This is a genomic window from Granulicella sp. WH15 (genome assembly GCF_009914315.1).
Classification (GTDB): Bacteria; Acidobacteriota; Terriglobia; order Terriglobales; family Acidobacteriaceae; genus Edaphobacter.
In genome coordinates this window covers 3,776,428-3,795,726 of record NZ_CP042596.1, presented here as the reverse complement: position 1 = coordinate 3,795,726, position 19,299 = coordinate 3,776,428, and the positions used below count along the sequence as shown (strand labels likewise).

The following is a 19,299-nucleotide window of genomic DNA, read 5'->3' as shown; positions in this document are numbered from 1 at the left end:
ACTACTCCACGGAATTAAAAATCTCAAGCACTTCGTGCCGTTCTCGGGGGTGCATGGTCGGGATGATCTTCTAAGGGCCTTCCGTTGGTCGGCAGCGAGCATCTTTTTATTTCCGACCAACGGGAGGGCCACGCGAAGCTCTAAAAAGGCGTGCAAACGCCCGCTCTCCGCGCAGGAGGCCCGTCCGGCAGGACAAGGTCTTTGCTGAAAGGTATCTTGCTAGGGACGGGAGAGTGCCCTGATGACGCAGAACGTGATTGAGAGCAGGCTGGATAGCCGCTCGGCAAAGGCTGTTGCGAACAAGGCGGCTCTGGCGGCGCTGATGGCCGAGGTACAGGCTGGCGAAGAGGAGATCCGGCAGGGTGGAGGAGCTAAAGCCGCCGAGGCGCAGCGGGCCAAGGGGCGTCTGACGGCGCGGGAGCGGCTGGCGCTGCTGCTCGATGAGGGGAGCGAGCTGCTGGAGCTGGGGTTGTGGGCGGCGCACGGGATGTACCAGGAGTACGGCGGCGCGCCCGGCGCGGGGGTGGTCGTGGGGCTGGGACGGGTGGGCGGCAGGCTGTGCATGGTCGTCGCGAACGATGCTACCGTGAAGGCCGGGGCGTTCTTTCCCATGACCGCCAAGAAGGTGCTGCGGGCGCAGGCGATTGCGCTTGAGAACCGGATTCCTACGCTCTATCTGGTGGATTCGAGCGGGGTCTTTCTGCCGTTGCAGGAGGAGGTCTTTCCCGATCAGGATGACTTTGGCCGGGTCTTCCGCAACAACGCCGTGATGAGTTCGCTGGGCGTGCCGCAGATGACGGCGATCATGGGGATGTGCGTCGCGGGCGGGGCGTACCTGCCGGTGATGACCGATACCGTGCTGATGACCGAGGGTTCGGGGCTGTTTCTGGCCGGACCCGCGCTGGTGCAGGCGGCGATCGGGCAGAAGACGGACCCCGAAGAGTTGGGCGGCGCGGCGATGCACGCGGAGATCTCGGGCACGGTGGACTTCAAGGAGCCGAACGACCATCTGTGTCTGGTTCGGTTGCGGTCGCTGGTGGGCAAGATCGGCACGCGGCCCGAGGCTCCGTTCTCGCGTGTGGCCTTTGATGCGAAACGGGATAAGCCGCTCTACGCGGCGGAGGATCTGTATGGGCTGCTCGATCCGGCTCCGGGCGCGAGCAACGTGTATGACGTGCGCGAGGTGATCGCGCGCCTCCTCGACCGCAGCGAGTTCGACGAGTACAAGGCCGACTTCGGGCGGACGCTGGTGTGCGGGTACGGGCGCATCGGCGGGCGGGCGGTGGGGATCGTGGCCAACCAGAAGACCAACCAGGTGACCACGATGGCGACCGGGCCGATGGCGGGGCAGAAGCGCGTCGAGGTGGGCGGGGTCATCTACACGGAGGGCGCGCAGAAGGCGGCGCGGTTCATTATGGACTGCAATCAGAACCTTGTCCCGCTGATCTTTCTGCACGACGTCAACGGCTTCATGGTGGGCAAGGATGCGGAGTGGTCGGGGATCATCCGGGCGGGGGCGAAGATGGTTTCGGCGGTTTCGACCAGCGTAGTGCCGAAGATCTCGGTGATCGTGGGCGGCAGCTTCGGCGCGGGGCACTATGCGATGTGCGGGAAGGCTTACGATCCGCGATTTTTGTTTGCGTGGCCCACAGCCCGGTATGCCGTGATGGGCGGGGCGGCGGCGGCGAACACTCTGGCGGAGGTGAAGGCCCGGCAGCTCGAGCGGGAGGGGAAGGCTGTCTCGGCGGAGGTGCGCAAGGCGCTGTGGGAGGAGATCAAGGCGGGCTACGATGCGGCGGCGGACCCTCGGTATGGGGCGGCGCGGCTGTGGGTGGACGCGATCATCGACCCGGCGAAGACCCGGGAGGTGTTGATGACGGCTCTCGAGGCTTGCGCGCTGAACCCGGAGGTCGGGCGGTTCAATGTGGGAATCTTGCAGACCTGATATGGGATGGGTTGAGGCTTTTGCGTCGTAATTGGGGGTGGCACATCCCTTATAGTGGTGTGCATGGCTGATGTTTCGGCCAGGCCGCGGAGGATGCAAGGATGATTCATACAAGATTGAAGTTGGCGGCGATTCTTTTCACGGGTTTGCTGACCGTAGGCACGGGCGTGCTGCCCCCGGTGCAGGCACAGATGGCTCCGGTTCCGCCTCCCGCGGGGCGCAAGCACATCTACTCCGAGACGGCGGACCCGAAGGCCGATATCGCGGCGGCGCTGGTTCAGGCGCGCAAGGAGCACAAGCGCATCCTGCTGGACTTCGGCGGCGACTGGTGCGGCGACTGCCAGGTGCTGGATATCTACTTCCACCGCGAGCCTAACGCGGCGCTGCTGAACAACCACTTTGTGCTGGTACACGTCTACATCGGTCAGATGGATAAGAATCTGGACGTTGGGGCCAAGTATGGAGTCGAGATCCAGAAGGGCGTTCCGGCTCTCGCCGTCATCGACGCTCACGGCAAGGTGCTGTACTCGCAGGCGCAGAGCCAGTTCCGGACGATGCGCTCGATGGACCCTGGCTCGGTGAGCGCCTTCCTGAACCAGTGGAAGGGCTAGGCTGCGGCTCCCGGGCATGGGGCCGGAGATGGAGCGGGCCATGCGTGGTCCGCTCGAGCTGAAGCCGTGGCTGCGGCTGGCCAGGGCGTGCCACCGCGCGGCGCTGCTGGCGCTGCGGCACGACTGCCTGAACCTGTCGCAGTCGGCGGCCTACTCGGCCATCATCGCGCTGTTCCCGGCGCTGATCGTGACGGCTGCCCTGGTCGCGCTGCTGCCGGATGCGGGGCCGGTGCGGATGCAGTTGGGGCCGCTCTTCGACCGGATTCTTCCGGCTGAGGTAAGCGAGGCGCTGACGCCTTACTTCGCGGTCTCGCACACGTCGCACTCGACGCGGGCGCTGGTGCTGGCGGGGGTGGTGAGCCTGATGGGCGCGTCGAGCGTGATCGCCACGCTGATGGAGGGTGTGCGCCGGGCCAACGGACTGCCGATGGACTGCTGGACGGTGTGGCAGCGGCGTGGGCGGGCGTTTCTGCTGGTGCCTCTGTCGCTGGGGCCGCTGATCCTGGCCAGCGGGCTGGTAATTTTTGGTCACATCATCGCGGACTGGCTCTCGGGCTACGCGACCGAGGTGCGGCCGATGATCTTCCTGGTGGCTCTGGTGCTGCGCTGGCTGATCGCGGTGGCCGGGGTGGTGGGGCTTACGGCGCTGATCTACCACATGGGCACGCCGCTGAAGCAGCACTGGCTCATGACGCTGCCGGGAGCCTGCGTCTCGACGGCGATGTGGTTTCTGACGACGCTGGTCTTCGGCTGGTATGTGACGCGATTCGCCAACTATACGCAGATCTACGGCTCGCTGGGGTCGGGCATTGCGCTGCTGGTCTGGCTGTACCTGGTCTTTCTGAGTGTGCTCTGCGGGGCCGAAGTTAACGCGGCATTCTTTGAAAGGAGTGGTCAGAAATCATAAGCCGGGTGTATGAAGGAGCTACCCCGGAACAATTTGGGCGAGCGGGTTTTGCACGGAAGGTTTACCGGTTTAGGCTCCGCGCCATATAGAATTGGCTGGCAGTTCCACTCCAATGGTCAGACCATGTAGATTGCTGTTCTGCATGGCTGAGAAAGAACGCGGCGTCCGCTCTCATGACAAGTTCGAACTCAGAGTCTTCGAAATCCAAAGCAATCTTCCCGGTTCTCGACCGGCGCGCCAAGATTGTTGCGACCCTTGGCCCAGCCTCCAGCACGGTTCCCGTCTTCCGGGAGCTGGTGCGGGCCGGGCTCGACGTGGCGCGGCTCAACTTCTCCCACGGCAGCCACGCCCAGAAGGCGGAGCTGATCCGCATGGTGCGGCAGGTGGCGCAGGAAGAGGGCAAGCCCATCTGTATCCTGGCCGATTTGCAGGGGCCGAAGATCCGCACCGGCAAGCTGGTCGATCACAAGCCCGTGCTGCTGGTCGAAGGCGAGCACCTGACGATTACGCCCGAAGAGATCGAGGGCACCAAGGAGCGCGTGGGAACGACCTTCAAGACGCTGGCCGAGAACCTCGAGCCGGGCTCGCGCATTCTGCTCTCAGACGGCCTGATCGAGCTGCGCGTGGTCGAGCTGCGCGGCACCGACACGGTCTGCGAGATCGTGAACGGCGGGATGCTGGGCGAGAATAAGGGCATCAACCTGCCGGGGATCGCGGTGAACGTGCCGTCGCTGACCGAGAAGGACGAAGAGGATCTGATCTTCGCCATCGGTGAGGGCGTGGACACGGTGGCGGTCTCGTTCGTGCGCACGGCTGACGATGTGCGCCATGTGAAGAACCGGCTGGCGGCGCTGAAGTCGGATGCGTGGGTGATCGCGAAGCTGGAGAAGCCGCAGGCGATCGAGCACCTGGACTCGATTCTGGAAGTGGCTGATGCCATCATGGTCGCGCGCGGCGACCTGGGCGTCGAGGTGCCGCCCGAGAAGGTTCCGGCGATCCAGAAGCACATCATCAAGCGTGCGGCGGAGTATCGCAAGCCGGTGATTACGGCGACGCAGATGCTGGAGTCGATGATCGATAACCCGCGGCCCACGCGGGCGGAGGCGTCGGACGTCGCCAACGCGATCTACGACGGTACCGATGCGGTGATGCTCTCGGCCGAGAGCGCGGCGGGCAAGTACCCGGTGCAGGCGATTGCGATGATGGCCAAGATCGTTAGCGAGACCGAGGACCAGATTCGTCGCGACCCGCCGCCGATGTACAAGGTGAAGCGTAAGGTGCAGCTCTCGATCCAGGAGACGATCTGCGAGAGCATGGCGCACGCGGTCGGCGAGATCGACGTGACGGCGATTGCTCTGTTCACTGAGACGGGAAGCACGGCGCGGCTGCTCTCAAAGTACAAGCCGGATACCCCGATCTTCGCGCTGTCGCCGTTCCCGGCGGTCGTCAACCGGGCGATGCTGCTGTGGGGCACGTACCCGATTCTCTGCGACCGCTTCAAGGATACGGACCGGCTGGTGTACATGGCCGACGAGATCCTGCGCACGGCCGGACACGTCCGGGTCAAGCAGGTGCTGGGGATCGTGGCGGGAACGCAGATCAACTCGGGCGGCACCAACTTTATGCGGCTGCATACGGTGGGCGAGTCCGGCTTCATGCCGAAGTAGGTACTTCGTACCGTTCTCGGGGCAGTATGGGGGAATGAACAACATGGGGCCTCCCGTTGGTCGGCAGCGAGCATTGCTTGCTGCTGGGCTGATGGGAGGTTCTGTTGCGTAGAATGGTGGGATGGGCCGCATACGCATCCTCTCCGACCAGGTCGCCAACCAGATTGCCGCAGGCGAGGTGGTGGAGCGTCCGGCTTCGGTGGTCAAGGAGTTGCTCGAGAACTCGCTGGACGCGGGTGCGACGCGGATACGGGTGGAGGTCGAGGGCGGCGGGCGCAAGCTGATCCGCATCGTCGATAACGGCTGCGGCATGGTGCGGGACGACGCGCTGCTGGCCTTTGAGCGCCATGCGACCTCAAAGCTGCGGACCTCCGATGACCTGCTCTCGATTGCCACGCTGGGCTTTCGCGGGGAGGCGCTGCCGAGCATCGCCAGCGTCTCGCGGCTGTCCCTTGAGACTCGTGCCGCAGAGGATGAGGCAGGTACCCGCGTCGAGATCGCGGGCGGCAACATCCTCAACGTCGAAGAGGCCGGGCTGCCGGTGGGCACGACCATCGCGATTCGCGACCTGTTCTTCAACACCCCGGCGCGGCGCAAGTTTTTGAAGTCGGAGTCGACCGAGCTATCGCACATCGCGGCTCTGGTGACGCACTACGCGCTGGCCCAGCCGACCAAGCACTTCGAGCTGCACTCGGCCACGCAGGCCCTGCTGGTGGCTCCTGCCGTGGCCAACGCGGGCGAACGGCTCTTCCAGATCTTCGGGCGGGAGACGGCGGGGCTGATGATCCCGACCGCCGCCGAGATGGACTTTGCGAGGGCCGGGCTGCCCGAGCCTCCGCCCTGGCGGCGCGAACAGGACTACCAGCCGCCCGATCCGGGGTTCATACGGATCTCGGGGTTTGTCTCCAAGCCCGAGCTACAGAAGCTGAACCGGAACTCGATCTACGTCTTTGTGAACGGGCGTCTGATCCGCGACCGGCTGGTGATCCACTCGCTCACTGAGGCGTACCGCAACATCATTCCGCCCACGAGCTTCCCGGTGGTGCTGCTCTTCCTCGAGATGCCGCCGCAGGAGGTGGACGTGAACGTCCATCCGGCCAAGACCGAGGTGCGCTTCCGCCAGCAGAGCTTTGTGCATGACTTCATCCGCGACACGGTGCGGACGACGCTGATGCAGGCGCGTCCGGCGGCGAGTTTTGCGGCGGCGTTGAGCGGTGCTCCGTACGCCGGGGCCAGCTCCAGTTTGCTGCTCGACGTAAGCCCGATGCCGGGCGATCCGGGCGAGGCGGTGTTTTCGCCGAGCGGTGCGATGGGCTTCGGGTCGGAGTCGATTCCGCGCCGGGAGGATGCGGAGCTGTTCTCGCTGGCCGCGCCGGTGCAGCCCGAGTCGCCGGGACATCTGGCGTTTCAGGAGACGATCTCGGTAGGCTACGAGCCTGCGCGTCCGGCAGCGGTAGCGGCGGTGGTGACCAGTGGCGTCATCGAGAACCCGACGCTGGCCTCGCTCTCCACTTTGAGGCCGCTGGGGCAGATCCGTGATTCGTTCATCCTGGCGGTGAACGAGGAAGGTCTGTGGATCATCGACCAGCATGTGGCCCACGAGCGGATTCTCTTCGAGAAGGTGATGCGCGAGCGCGAGACCGAGCAGGTGCAGCGGCAGTATCTGCTGATGCCGGTTCTGGTGGAACTGCTGCCGCACCAGATGGTGACCTTCGCGGCCATCGCCGACGAGCTGGCGCTGAATGGCTTCGAGGCTGAGCCATTTGGCCCGCGGACGCTGGCCGTCAAGGCGGCTCCGGTGGGGCTGACGGGCAAAGAGCTGGAGCACATGCTCGAAGACGTGCTGGCCGGAACCGAGCGCGAGCAGCAGACCGAGAACGCCGATACCCGGCGGCGGCGGATCGCGGCGAGCATCGCCTGCCACGCGGCGGTGAAAATCAATATGCCGCTCGAGCGATCCAAGATAGAATGGTTGCTGGCCGAACTAGGAAAAACCGAGTATCCGACGAGCTGTCCGCATGGCCGGCCCATCGCGTTACGGTATTCTCATAGAGAGATAGAACGAGCCTTTCAACGAACCTGATCTCAGGCGGCTCGTGTACTTTTGACAAATTAACGAAGCACCCTCCGTGTGGGTCTCCACCACGCTGGAGGCCGCCGCGGCTTAAAGAACTCTGCCAAACAGCAGACCGCCCGGCAGGAAAGGCAACACTGTGACCTCATCGAACCCCGCCTCCCCGTCCTCTACGCCGTCGGCCGAACAACTCGCCGCCGCCCGCGCCGCCCGCTGGCACCAGAACGCCGAACCCCTGCTGACCATCGAGACGATGCGCGACTGGATCGTGGCCAACGGCCTGGTGCTCTACACGCCGCGCGCGCAGCAGCTTCCGTCGCCCGCTCCCTCGTTCGTCGAGGCGACGCTGGGCGTGGCCAACACTGAGCCGACCCTGACCGATATGGAACAGGCGCGCGGGATACTCTCGCGGCTGGTGGCCGAGGGTGTGGTGGTGCCGCTGAACCTGCTGGGCGTCACCGGCGGTAACGGTACCGATGTGCCGGATTTCGTGGTCTCGGCGCAGGTGTTTTCGTATGTCTTTACGTTGCGCGGCAACAAGGCCTGGAAGCAGGTTCCGAGCACCTCGGGCGCGGTGAAGGTCTCGCCGCTGGCGCTGGCGGCTTATGAGATTCTGACGGCCAAGATCAGCATGTCGGCCTACGAGCTGACCTCGCAGCTCGGCAAAGAGGTGACCGAAGTGGCGGTGTTGCGTGCGCTGACCGAGCTTTGGGGGCAGTTGCGGGTGATCCCGGTGCCCCAGCAGGACGGATCGGCCACGCTGTGGGAGCTGGCTTCGACGCGGTTCACCAAGCAGATCAAGTCGGGTGCGAACGCGGGGCAGCCGACCGCGCTGAGCGCGCTGATCTCGCTGTATCTGGGCCAGTCGCTGATGGCGACTGAAGATGAGATTGAGACGTTCCTCTCGCCGCTGGCTGCGCGTTCGCGGCTGCGCGACGTGATCCATGCGCTGCTCTCGGCGCGGCAGCTCGACGCCGTGGTGGTGGAGGGCAAGACTCTGCTGCACGTGGCGGGCGATCTGCCGGTCTTTGCCGGAATCGCCAAGCCGGAGCAGGCTGAGCCTGTGAGCGCCGAGGTTGATGGCGACGGAGAGCGGATTCGCAAGTTCACCCCCAAGCCGGGGAGCAAGATCGGGACCGGGCTGCGGTCGAAGCCGGGTTTTGGCGGCAAGCCTGCCTATGGCTCGAAGCCCTCGTTTGGAAGGAAGCCCGGCTTTGGTGGAGCCTCCGATGGGCGCGAACGCAGGCCGTTCAACCGGGATGCGAAGCCCTTCGGCAAGCCGACCTACAACAAGCCGTGGGAGGAAGATAAGGCCGCTCGACAGGCTTCGCCCTCGTTTGATGGCGGGGTAGCGGCCTCGGGTGAGGGTTCGGAGGGTGCGCGTCCGGCGTTTACGCCGCGGCCTTCGCGGCCTGGTTTTGGTGGTAAGCCCAGCTTCGGCAGCAAGCCTGGGTTCGGCGGCAAGCCGCGCTTCGAAGGGCGTCGCGAGGGATTCTCGCCGCGTCCGTCGTTGGGGGGAGATCGCCCGGCGCGTCCGTTTACGCCGCGTCCGTTCTCGTCCGAGGGTGGCGAGGCTGGCCCGCGCAAGACCTTCTCGAAGCCCGGAACCTTTGGGCGCAAGCGTGAGGGCTTTGGTGCGCCGTCGGGTGAAGGACGTCCGCCGCGCCGTGAGTTTGGCGGCGGCTCGGATCGTCCTGCGGGCGGTGGCTTCAAGAAGCCGTTCGGAGGGCCGCGTCCTGACCGTGCAGGCTTCTCGGATCGCCCGAGCTTTGGCTCGAAGCCCGGCTTCTCGCGGGATCGCGGCGAGCAGGGCGGTGGCGATGAGGCCCCGCGCAAGGTGTTCCGGAAGTTCGACGCGCCGCGTGGACCTAAGCCCTTTGGCAGCAAGCCTTTCGGTAGCAAGCCCTTTGGTGGTAAGCCTGCGGGCGATCGGCCTTCGCGTCCCTTCGACGCGAATCGTCCGCCGCGTCCGCCCTTTGGCGGCGACCGCTCGGATCGCCCCGCACGGTCGTTCGGAGACCGTCCGGCGCGCCCCTTTGGGGACCGTCCGACCCGTTCCTTCGGGGACCGTCCGGCGCGTCCGTTCGGTGGCGACCGCTCGGGTTCGTCGGATCGTCCGCGTCCCGAGGGCCGTCCCAGCTTTGGCGCGAAGCCCGGTGGATTCGGCGGCAAGAAGCCGTTCGGCAAGTCATCCGGATCGGGAGGTTTTTCGAAGCCCGGCGGCACGTTCGCCAAGTTTGCCGACGGCAAGAAGCCCTTTCGCAAGCCGGGTCCGGGCAAGCCGTCCTTCGGCGGCAAGAGCGGAGGCGGCTTCAAGCCTTCGCGGCGTCGTGAGGATGGCAAGTGAGCCATTCCGCTACTGATTCATCGCAGCGCCGCCAGCGGCCCGTCATCGCTATCGACGGGCCGGCTGGCGCGGGCAAAAGCACCATCGCGGCCCATCTGGCGCGGCGATTCGGCCTTTTGAACCTCGAGACTGGTGCGATGTACCGGGCGCTGGCGCTCAAGGCGATTGAGAACGACCGAGACTTCGACCAGGAGCCGGAGCTGCTGGAGCTGGCTGCGCATACGACTATCACGCTCGAGCCGCAGCGCGAAGGCAATCGAGTGCTGCTTGATGGGCAGGACGTCTCGCGGCGTCTGCGTGATGCGGACGTGACGGCGGCGGCGTCGCGGGTTTCGGTGCATCCGAGGGTGCGGGCGTGGATGGTGGCCCGCCAGCAGGCCCTGGGGGCCTCAGGTGGCGTAGTGATGGAAGGCCGCGACATCGGAACGGTGGTCTTTCCCGACGCTGAGATCAAGATCTTTCTAGACGCGGACCCGGAGGTGCGGGGAAATCGCCGCTTCAAGCAGGCGGCTCCGCAGAATCCGGCGAATGAGCGGATAACCGAGGCGGCGGTGATCGCCGAGATGAAGGAGCGGGACCAGCGCGACCGCAACCGTGCTGAGTCGCCGCTGCGACCGGCCGAGGATGCGATCATTCTGGATTCGACCGCGATGACGCTGGAGGAGGTGCTGGCTCGATCGGAGGAGATCGTTCTGGCGCATTTGGGCGCTGTAACCGGCGCTGCAAGTGGGAAGAGTGTAGAATCGCAAATAGGGTGAGGTTGTTTAGACACGTTGCTGGTCGGAAAGTTGCACAAGTTTTGCGACAGAATCAAATAAGTCAAAGAAATTTGTGCGAAAACTTGCCAAGCGTGCTAACCTTTGCACATCGTTTGAAACAGATTGGTATTCTGCAAAGCTGTACTGTCGAACCCCGATTTGTTATTACGGCAAATTCAAGAGCACTAAGGAAATTATCAACATGGAACAGGGAACAGTGAAGTGGTTTAACGATGCCAAGGGGTTTGGCTTCATCAGCCGTCAGAACGGCGAGGATGTGTTTGTTCACTACTCGGCGATCAATTCGAACGGCTTCAAGAGCCTTCAAGAGGGGCAGGCTGTTCAGTTCAACGTGGTCAAGGGACCCAAGGGTTGGCAGGCGTCCGACGTTCAGCCTCTCTAATTAGCCACCGCTCTTGAGCGGTCAGGCAACTACAAGTTCGGCGAAAGGGACGGCTCAGGCTGTCCCTTTTCGCGCTCCCTGCAGCTTTTCCTTCCAGTGTGCCTTGCGGAGCGAGTAGCCCACCTCGGTGGGTCTACGGTTTGGGCTGCGGCTCCTTCGGTTCAGAATCAGGTTTATCCTCCTCTATCTGGTTGATTCCGGGCAGGATGGTGGATGTCGCCTTGAATTTGCGGTAGTCGCCGTATCTTGCCCTGACGTTTCCGTCGAAGCTGAGGAAGAGCATGATGCGAGCCTGTCCGTGCGCCTCGAGACTCTCCGGCAGCCAGACCTCATCGTTGATCTTCCGGTTGCGGAAGGTAAAGGACGTGCCCTTGCGCACGCTCACCAGAAGACCTCCTCCAATCTTGAACGGATTGATGAACTGCCCGCCGATGCGCACGATGCTCCGGTCCGCCTCGTCGATCCAGATCGTCCCCGCCATATCGTGAATGGCCGCCTCGCCGGGGTTGCGGGTCTTGGCCTTGGGGTCGCCGGTGAAGTCGACCACGATGGTGTCGCGCCCGTTGATTGTCTCGCGGCGGGCGTTGGTGAATGAGCCTAGCTCCAGCATCCGGGAGACGGTGATCTCTTCGTGGCCTTGCGAGTCGGTCTCCTTGCCTGAGGCGTCGGCCTTGAGACGCCGTTCGCGTGCCTTGGCCACATCTTTGTCGATCCTTTCCGAGAGCTTCTTCTGCTCCTCCGGGCTAAGCTCCTTGCCGTCTTTGCTGACCATCCGATGCACGTTGACGCCTTCGGTCCAGAAGACGTCAAACTCTCGTGTGGTCGTCTTCTTTACGGAGCCATGGCTGTCCAGCTCGTCGGCCTGGGTGGATTCCCGGTAGATGTAATCCTTTTCGACGGTCTCGGCCTCGCGCTGATGGGCCTCGACCTGGTGCATCAGGGTGGGGATGTCGGGGAGCGGAGCGGGAGTGGTTTGCCCGTGAGACGGTAGCCAGGAGAGCAAAAATAAGAGGCCCAGCCGGAGGATTCGAGGTCGATTCATAGGGCTCCGGAGAGGGCAGATGTACGATTCCTGGTACGTCCGTGCGGTTATCGGCTGCCGGAGATGCGGACAGCCTATCGATGGGTCTAGCATACCAAGTGTTGCGGTGGAGCCACGCTCCCGCGCTCAATCTGAAGATTCGTGGTAAGGCAAAGCGAGGAATGATGGCAATCAAGGACAAGAAGACTGCAGTAAAGACAGTAGTTGTGGCCGAAAGTGCCGGTTCCGGACGCCGGCAGGAGACGTTCGACGTGTTTCGGCGCTGGGGATATTTGCAGTCGACGCTGGACCCGTTGGGGCAGTTTTTGCCGGGAGAGGCGTTCCCGGTCGCGGTGCCGGATGGCCCGGATGCGGTAGAGGCGCGGGGGTACTACTGCGGCACGATTGGCGTGGAGTACATGCACATCGCCAGCCCGGAGAAGCGGCAGTGGCTGGAGCAGCAGATGGAGCGCAAGGCTCCGGCGACGGACCAGAAGCACGTGCTGACGCAGCTCATCAAGGCCGACATCTTCGAGCAGGTGATCCAGGCGCGCTACCTGGGCACGAAGCGGTTCTCTCTAGAGGGGCTGACGGTGCTTATCCCCTACCTCGACCGGACCTTCGAGGTCAGCGCCGGGTTGGGCGTGAACAAGGCGATCCTGGCGATGAGCCATCGCGGTCGCCTGAACGTGATGACCAATACCGTCGGCCGCAGCGCGACGGAGATCTTCGCCAAGTTTGAGGACGTGGACCCGCGCAGCACGATGGGCGGCGGAGACGTGAAGTATCACCTGGGCGCGACCGGCGACTATACCTCGCCCGAGGGCAAGAAGATTGCGCTGCACCTGGTCTCGAACCCGAGCCATCTTGAAGCGGTGAACCCCGTGGCGATGGGGCGTGCGCGTGCGAAGCAGACCCGCATTGAAGTCGAAGAGGGCATCGAGAACGCCAAGCCGCAGGTGCTGCCGATCATCATGCACGGCGACGCGGCCTTTGCCGGTCAGGGAGTGGTGGCCGAGGCGCTGAACATGGCGACGCTCGCAGGCTACAACATCGGCGGGACGATCCACATCGTGGTGAATAACCTGCTTGGATTTACGGCGCTGCCGGAGGAGTCGAACTCCTCGCGCTTCTCGACCGACCTGGCCAAGCGCCTGCCGATTCCGATCTTCCACGTGAACGCCGAGGACGCCGACGCGGTGATGCGCGTGGCGACGATTGCGGCGGAGTATCGGCATAAGTTCGGCTCCGATGTGGTGGTCGACCTGATCGGCTACCGGCGGCATGGGCACTCCGAGGTGGATGACCCGACGGTGACGCAGCCGCGCCGCTACGCCGCCATCAAGGAGCATCCGGAGCTTTACAAGATCTACGCCAAGCAGATCGGCGTGGACCCGGCGGCCGAGGTGGCCGAGGTGCAGGGCCACTTCCTCGAAGAGCAGAAGAAGGCCATGAAGGCCGAGCGCAAGATGGAGATGGCGCAGCTTCCGGCGTACTGGGATAAGTATCGCGGTGGATATATTCAGCCCGCGGACGACCAGGTGAAGACCGGCATCAGCTCCGGTGAAGTGGTGGCGCTGACTGCCGCGCTGACGACCTATCCCGAGAGCTTTCACGTTCATCCCAAGGTGAAGAAGCTCTACGAGCAGCGCGTCGAGATGGCCGCGGGCAAGCGTGCCTTCGACTACGGCATGGCTGAGCTGCTGGCGTATGCGTCGCTGGTGAAGGCGGGAACGCCGGTTCGTCTGACCGGACAGGACTCGCAGCGCGGAACGTTCAACCAGCGCCACTCGGTGATGATCGATATCGAGACCGAGGCGCGGTATACGCCGCTGGAGCATATCGCTTCGGAGCAGGGCAAGTTCGAGGTTTATAACTCGCTGCTCTCGGAGGCCGCGTGTCTGGGTTATGAGTACGGCTACTCGCGTGACTACCCCGAGACGCTGGTGCTGTGGGAGGCGCAGTTCGGCGACTTCGCCAACGGCGCGCAGATCATCATCGACCAGTTCATCTCGGCGGGCGAGGCCAAGTGGCACCTGCTCTCGGGGCTGGTGATGCTGCTGCCGCACGGGTACGAGGGCCAGGGGCCGGAGCACTCGAGCGCGCGCATGGAGCGGTATCTGCAACTGGCTGCGACCGACAACATGGTCATCTGCCAGCCTTCGACGGCGGCTCAGTACTTCCACATGCTGCGGCGGCAGGCGCTGCGCGATCTGCGCAAGCCGCTGATCGTGTTTACGCCGAAGAGCATGTTGCGGCACCCGGATGCGTCTTCGTCGCTTGAGGCTTTTAGTGCGGAGACCTTCCAGAAGGTGCTGCCGGATGCGAGCGTCAAGGACCCGCGCAGGATTCTTCTGTGCTCGGGTAAGATCGGGCATAACCTGCGGGTGGAGCGGGAGAAGCGTAAGGATAATGGCGTTGCCATTGTCTTCCTGGAGCAGCTCTTCCCGTGGCCGGAGCAGGAGTTGCAGGCGGCGCTCGACATGCACCCGAATGCTGAGGTCGTGTGGGTGCAGGAGGAGCCGGCGAATATGGGCGCGCTCTTCTACGTGATGCCGCTGCTGAGGACGATGACGCGGGATCGGGCTATCGTGAAGGTGAGCCGCAGTGCTGCGGCGACTCCGGCGACGGGCTCGCCCAAGGCGCATGATATTGAGGAGAAGGCGCTGATCGATATGGCCTTTGGTGCGTAACGATCACTTTAGAAGAAGAGAAATCCGGGTGGCCTAATAGGCCACCCGGATTTTTTGATGAAGCAAGAAATACGCGCAGCGTCCAAGACCGCACGAAGTGCCGCCCGCCCGGCGCGAGGGCGCTTTTGCTGTTGTCTGTTTTCTTGGTTGTCATTCAGGAGCGAAGCGGAGGAATCTGCTGTTGTTTTTGTTTCTGAGGTAGGTCCGGGCTTTAGCCCGGACACATCCGACGGCCACCGATGCGGGCTAAAGCCCGCGTCCGTGGCGAGTTTTGATGTCGGGGCTAAAGCCCCGACCTACCTCAGAAGCAGAAGCAACAGCAACGACAAAGGCAAAAGCAGATTCTTCCGCTTCGCTCCTGAATGACAACCAAGAAAACAGGCAACAGCAAAAGCGCCCTCGCGCCGGGCGGGCGGCACTTCGTGCGGTTCTCGACGCTTCGCGTGTTATTTTTCTGATGCTGGCAGGCTGGGCGTGATCTCGCGGGCGTAGATCTGATGCGTCACCTTGGGCGGCGTGCCGTCGGGCGACTGGTGCAGCGCATAGGCTCTGTCGCGGATCACAGTATCCGCCGCGGTTGTGCGTTCGCGCGAGCGCAGGTAGTCCAGCCACGACTCCATGATGAAGGTCTCGTTCAGGTGCGTCGGGTTCACCGCCTCGCGGTAGATCCCCCAGCGAACCGCCCCGTCGCGCAGCCGCACGCCGCGCAGCTCGTGGATCGCATGGGTGAACTGGACGTAGTTCTCCGCCGGAATGTTGTACTCGATCGAGATGCGCACGGGGCCTTCACTGAAGTCCGATTCGAGGTTCTCCTCGGGCGCGATCAGCTCGGGCGCGGGGCGCTTCCACTCGTAGGGGGTGTGGTCGGGCAGCGCGCCGTGCAGGATCTTGAAGCGGGCGGCGAGCGGCAGCGTCAGTCCTAGACCAGCGGCGGCTATCGCCAGGGCTGTCGAGGTCTGCATATGCTCGGCCAGCGCGCCCCAGAGGATCGAGCCCAGCGCCAGCCCGCCCTGGAAGGTCATCAGGTAGGTGCCGAGGGCGCGGGCCGTGACCCACGCGGGCACCGAGAGCTGGATGGAGGTGTTGATGGTGGACATGGTGCTCGTCCACGCCGAACCGGCCACGATGAGCACCGGAACGATGATGTACGGCGTGTGCACGAAGGCCAGGATGAGCAGCGTGAAGACCTGGTAGCTGGTGCCCACCATCAGGATCGACGAGGCGGTGAGGCGGCGGCGAATGCGCGGCATCTGGGTGGCGGCGATGAGCGCTCCGAGGCCGAGCGAGCCGTTCAGGATGCCGTAACCCATCGCGCCCTGGTGCATGTCTTGCCGGGCGACCACGGCCAGCAGCGACCAGATGGCGGAGACGAAGAAGGTGTAGTGTAGTGCGCGGACGAGCGACGCCTGTAGTTGCGGCGAGTAGCGGACGTAGCGCAGGCCGGAGCGGATGGACCCGGCGATGCGCTCGGATGGCAGCGCCGACTTGAACAGCGGAACGCGCTTCCAGTTGACCAGAACCCAGATGACGCCCGCGAAGGAGACCGCGTTGAGCGCGAAGACCGCGCCCGCGCCGGTGTGGGCGGTCTTGAAGGCCGCGACCATCAGGCCGCCGATGGCCGGGCCGACGGCGCGGGCGATGTTGTTCGAGGCGGCGTTGAGCGAGACGGTGTCGGGGATCAGCTCGCGCGGCACCAGCTCCGGCACGATGGCCTGCCAGGCCGGGTTGTTCATGGCCGAGCCGATGTTGAGCAGGAAGGTAAACCCCAGCAGTGCCCAGGGCGAGACGTGGCCGAGAAAGGTCAGAACGGCCAGGATGCCGACCGAGCCGAGCATCCACACCTGCCAGAAGATGAGCAACTTGCGCCGGTCGTAGATCTCGGCGGTGGACCCGGCCAGCAGGCCGAGGACCAGCACGGGCAGCGAGGCCGCCGTCTGCATGAGCGCGATGAGCAGGGGCGAGGTGGTCAGGACGGTCATCAGCCAGGTTCCGGCGGTGTCCTGCATCCAGGTGCCGACCGAGGAGACGGTCGAGGCGATCCAGCGGTCGCGGAAGAGCCGGATGCGCAGGGGCGCGAAGCCACTGACGGTCGGGTTAGCTGTGGCGGTTGCGGGCGTGACGTTGGGGGTCTCGAGCGGCATCGGCTGGTTCTAGTCTACTGCTCGGTGTTGTAATTTCTATGAAGCCCAGGAGCTTGTACTGCTGCTAATCTGAGCACAAGAGTCCCCCCTTCTGCTATTCCCGAAAGGAAGTCTGAAAGGAAAGTTCAGGATGCGATTGCTCGATCGACTACAGCCCGTGGGAGCGCTGGTGATGCGTCTGGCGCTTGGCCTCTCCATGAGCGTTCATGGCTATCAGAAGGTGTTTCATCCCGGCGCGTTGCATCACTTCGCCCAGTATGTGGCAACGCTGGGGATGCCGCAGTGGCTGGGGTATGTCTCTGCCTATGTGGAGCTGGTCGGCGGCGTTCTGCTGCTGGTGGGGCTTTTTACGCGGCTCGCCGCAGCTCTTACTGCGATCAACATGCTGGTGGCCTTCTTTACTGTCGGCATCCATCAGGGCTTTGGAATTTACAACTACATCCTGGCGCTCGTCGCCCTGGCGGTCATGCTGACCTTCTATGGTGCGGGTGCGTTGGCTGTAGATCGAAGGTTTCCGCAATGGCGCTGAAAAAGGGAAAGCCACGCAGCGCGGTGGGGGCTGTTGCGTGGCTATTCCTGTAATACAAACGAAGTGGGTGGACTTCGTTGGGGCCGGCTCAACTCAACGCAAGCGCGAGGAGCCTTGCCCTAACGAAAAGCATAACCCGGATCGTTAGAGAACGTCAATAATTAAAGAAAATTTGTACTTCGTACCGTTCTCGGGGCGGCATGGGGAAATTATCGTCTGAGGGCCTCCCGCTGGTCGGCAGCGAGAATTCTTATTTCCGACCAACGGGAGGACCACGCGAAGCCGAGAACGGCACGAAGTGCTCAGAGGCGGCAGATCAGCAGTTCGCGTTCGTAGATCATCTCCGGCGGCAGGTGGTCGTGGAGCGAGATGAACAGCTCCTCGTGGCCCATGACCTCCTTCTTCCAGGTCTCGCGGTCGACGGCCTGGAGCTGCGAGAACTGGTCGTAGGAGAAGTCCAGCCCGTTCCAGTTGATGTCCGTGTACTTGGGGGTCCAGCCGATCGGCGTCTCCTTGCCGCGTACCCGGCCGCGCACCCGGTCGACGATCCACTTGAGCACGCGCATGTTCTGGCTGTAGCCGGGCCACAGGAACTTGCCGTCCGGCCCCTTGCGGAACCAGTTGACGTGGAAGACGCGCGGCGTCTCGGTCAGGTTGCGCTGCATACGGATCCAGTGCCGGAAGTAGTCGCCCATGTGGTAGCCGCAGAAGGGCAGCATGGCCATGGGGTCGCGGCGCACGGTGCCGACGGGGGCTCCCGCTGCCGCCGTGGTCTCCGAGCCCATGGTGGCCCCGATATACACGCCCGCCGACCAGTTGAAGGCCTGGTAGACCAGCGGAATCGTCTGGGGGCGGCGGCCGCCGAAGATGAACGCCGAGATGGGCACGCCGTTCGGGTCTTCCCACGCCGGGTCGATGGTGGGGCACTGGCTGGCCGGAGCTGTGAAGCGGCCGTTGGGGTGTGCGGCGGGCGTGGCCGACTCCGGGGTCCACGGGTTGCCGCGCCAGTCGGTCAGGTGCGGCGGCGGAGCGTCGGTCATGCCCTCCCACCAGACGCCGCCCTCGGGCGTCAGCGCCACGTTGGTGAAGATGGTGTTGCGGGCCAGCGTCGCCATGGCGTTGGGGTTGGTCTTCTGGCTGGTGCCGGGCGCGACGCCGAAGAATCCAGCCTCGGGGTTGATGGCGCGCAGGCGTCCGGTGGAGTCGGGCTTGATCCAGGCGATGTCGTCGCCGACGGTCCAGACCTTCCAGCCCTCGAACCCGGCGGGCGGGATGAGCATGGCGAAGTTGGTCTTGCCGCAGGCGGAGGGAAAGGCCGCGGCTACGTAGGTCTTTTCGCCGTCGGGCGACTCGACGCCGACGATGAGCATGTGCTCGGCCATCCAGCCCTCGTCGCGGGCGATGTTGCTGGCGATGCGCAGCGCGAAGCACTTCTTGCCGAGGAGGGCATTTCCACCATAACCAGACCCGTACGACCAGATCTCGCGCGTCTCGGGGAAGTGGACGATGTACTTCTCCTCGTTGCACGGCCAGGGCACGTCCTTTTTGCCGCCGACCAGCGGCGCGCCCACGCTGTGCATACACGGCACCACGCGCTTCTCATCCTTGTCGATCTCGGCGAAGACCGGCGTGCCGATGCGCGCCATGATGCGCATGTTGACGACCGCGTAGGCGGAGTCGGTAAGCTGCACGCCGATCTGCGACATGGGCGAGCCGATGGGGCCCATGCTGTAGGGCAGTACGTACATGGTGCGTCCGCGCATGGAGCCTTTGAAGAGCGCCTTCAGCTTCTTGCGCATGACGAACGGGTCTTCCCAGTTGTTCGTGGGACCCGCGTTGTCCTTGGACAACGAGCAGATAAAAGTCCGGTCCTCGACGCGGGCGACGTCGTTGGGCGACGAGCGGGCGTAGTAGCAGCCGGGCCACAGCTCCTGGTTGAGCCGGGTGAAGGTGCCCGCGTCGACCAGCCCGGCGCAGAGCGCGTCGTACTCGGCCTGGGAGCCGTCAACCCAGTGGATCGAGTCGGGCTGGGTCAGGTCGGCCATCTTTTCGACCCAGCGGATGAGGTGCTTGTTGGTCGTGGGCAGTGCGGAGGTCGCGGACATCGTCGAGGTCTTCATGTCACGGTGATTCTTCGCCGTTGGTGATTGGGCTGTCAACCTGCAAATGAGAAATATGTTCGATTATCAGACCAATTTTTCGA

At 64.0% G+C, this 19,299-nt stretch carries 13 protein-coding genes; 10 read left to right on the top strand and 3 right to left on the bottom strand.

Annotated features, from left to right (window positions below; genetic code table 11):
- Positions 1-241: 241 nt before the first annotated feature.
- The 8 genes from FTO74_RS15705 to FTO74_RS15670 all read left to right on the top strand — a co-directional run bounded on the left by FTO74_RS15705 (position 242) and on the right by FTO74_RS15670 (position 10,712).
- A complete protein-coding gene (locus FTO74_RS15705) occupies positions 242-1,945 on the top strand; it encodes an acyl-CoA carboxylase subunit beta (protein WP_162538991.1) in 1,704 nt (567 codons plus the stop codon).
- A 101-nt stretch (positions 1,946-2,046) separates the two neighbouring features.
- A complete protein-coding gene (locus FTO74_RS15700) occupies positions 2,047-2,556 on the top strand; it encodes a thioredoxin family protein (protein WP_162538990.1) in 510 nt (169 codons plus the stop codon).
- A 40-nt stretch (positions 2,557-2,596) separates the two neighbouring features.
- Complete coding sequence (locus FTO74_RS15695) at positions 2,597-3,463, top strand: YihY/virulence factor BrkB family protein (protein ID WP_255462316.1); 867 nt, start codon at positions 2,597-2,599, stop codon at positions 3,461-3,463.
- Positions 3,464-3,636: 173 nt separating this feature from the next.
- Positions 3,637-5,130 carry a pyruvate kinase gene (gene pyk, locus FTO74_RS15690; RefSeq protein WP_162538989.1) on the top strand — a complete coding sequence of 498 codons (1,494 nt, stop codon included), beginning with the start codon at positions 3,637-3,639 and terminating at the stop codon, positions 5,128-5,130.
- 121 nt (positions 5,131-5,251) lie between these two features.
- Positions 5,252-7,213, top strand: a complete 1,962-nt coding sequence (gene mutL / locus FTO74_RS15685; protein ID WP_162538988.1) for a DNA mismatch repair endonuclease MutL — start codon at positions 5,252-5,254, stop codon at positions 7,211-7,213.
- 130 nt (positions 7,214-7,343) lie between these two features.
- Positions 7,344-9,551 (top strand): crosslink repair DNA glycosylase YcaQ family protein, encoded by a 2,208-nt coding sequence (locus tag FTO74_RS15680; RefSeq protein WP_162538987.1) that lies wholly within the window; start codon positions 7,344-7,346, stop codon positions 9,549-9,551.
- Positions 9,548-10,309 (top strand): (d)CMP kinase, encoded by a 762-nt coding sequence (cmk, locus tag FTO74_RS15675; RefSeq protein ID WP_162538986.1) that lies wholly within the window; start codon positions 9,548-9,550, stop codon positions 10,307-10,309. Before FTO74_RS15680 ends, cmk begins: the two co-directional genes overlap by 4 nt.
- Before the next feature lie 202 nt (positions 10,310-10,511).
- On the top strand, positions 10,512-10,712 hold the full coding sequence (locus FTO74_RS15670; protein WP_013581125.1) for a cold-shock protein: 201 nt from the start codon (positions 10,512-10,514) through the stop codon (positions 10,710-10,712).
- 133 nt (positions 10,713-10,845) lie between these two features.
- Here FTO74_RS15670 and FTO74_RS15665 read toward each other — a convergent pair whose 3' ends face one another.
- The gene (locus FTO74_RS15665; RefSeq protein ID WP_162538985.1) at positions 10,846-11,754 is read right to left on the bottom strand and encodes a hypothetical protein; all 909 of its coding nucleotides are present in this window, start codon (positions 11,752-11,754) and stop codon (positions 10,846-10,848) included.
- Between the two features lie 164 nt (positions 11,755-11,918).
- Between FTO74_RS15665 and FTO74_RS15660 the strand changes: the two genes are divergently transcribed.
- Positions 11,919-14,426 (top strand): 2-oxoglutarate dehydrogenase E1 component, encoded by a 2,508-nt coding sequence (locus FTO74_RS15660; RefSeq protein ID WP_162539937.1) that lies wholly within the window; start codon positions 11,919-11,921, stop codon positions 14,424-14,426.
- A 446-nt stretch (positions 14,427-14,872) separates the two neighbouring features.
- Here the strand turns inward: FTO74_RS15660 and FTO74_RS15655 are convergent, their stop codons facing one another.
- On the bottom strand, positions 14,873-16,567 hold the full coding sequence (locus FTO74_RS15655) for an MFS transporter (protein WP_162538984.1): 1,695 nt from the start codon (positions 16,565-16,567) through the stop codon (positions 14,873-14,875).
- A gap of 130 nt (positions 16,568-16,697) precedes the next feature.
- Here FTO74_RS15655 and FTO74_RS15650 point away from each other — a divergent pair, with 130 nt between their 5' ends.
- Positions 16,698-17,096 (top strand): DoxX family protein, encoded by a 399-nt coding sequence (locus FTO74_RS15650; protein ID WP_162538983.1) that lies wholly within the window; start codon positions 16,698-16,700, stop codon positions 17,094-17,096.
- A gap of 302 nt (positions 17,097-17,398) precedes the next feature.
- Here FTO74_RS15650 and FTO74_RS15645 read toward each other — a convergent pair whose 3' ends face one another.
- The gene (locus FTO74_RS15645) at positions 17,399-19,216 is read right to left on the bottom strand and encodes a phosphoenolpyruvate carboxykinase (GTP) (protein ID WP_162538982.1); all 1,818 of its coding nucleotides are present in this window, start codon (positions 19,214-19,216) and stop codon (positions 17,399-17,401) included.
- Positions 19,217-19,299: the final 83 nt, after the last annotated feature.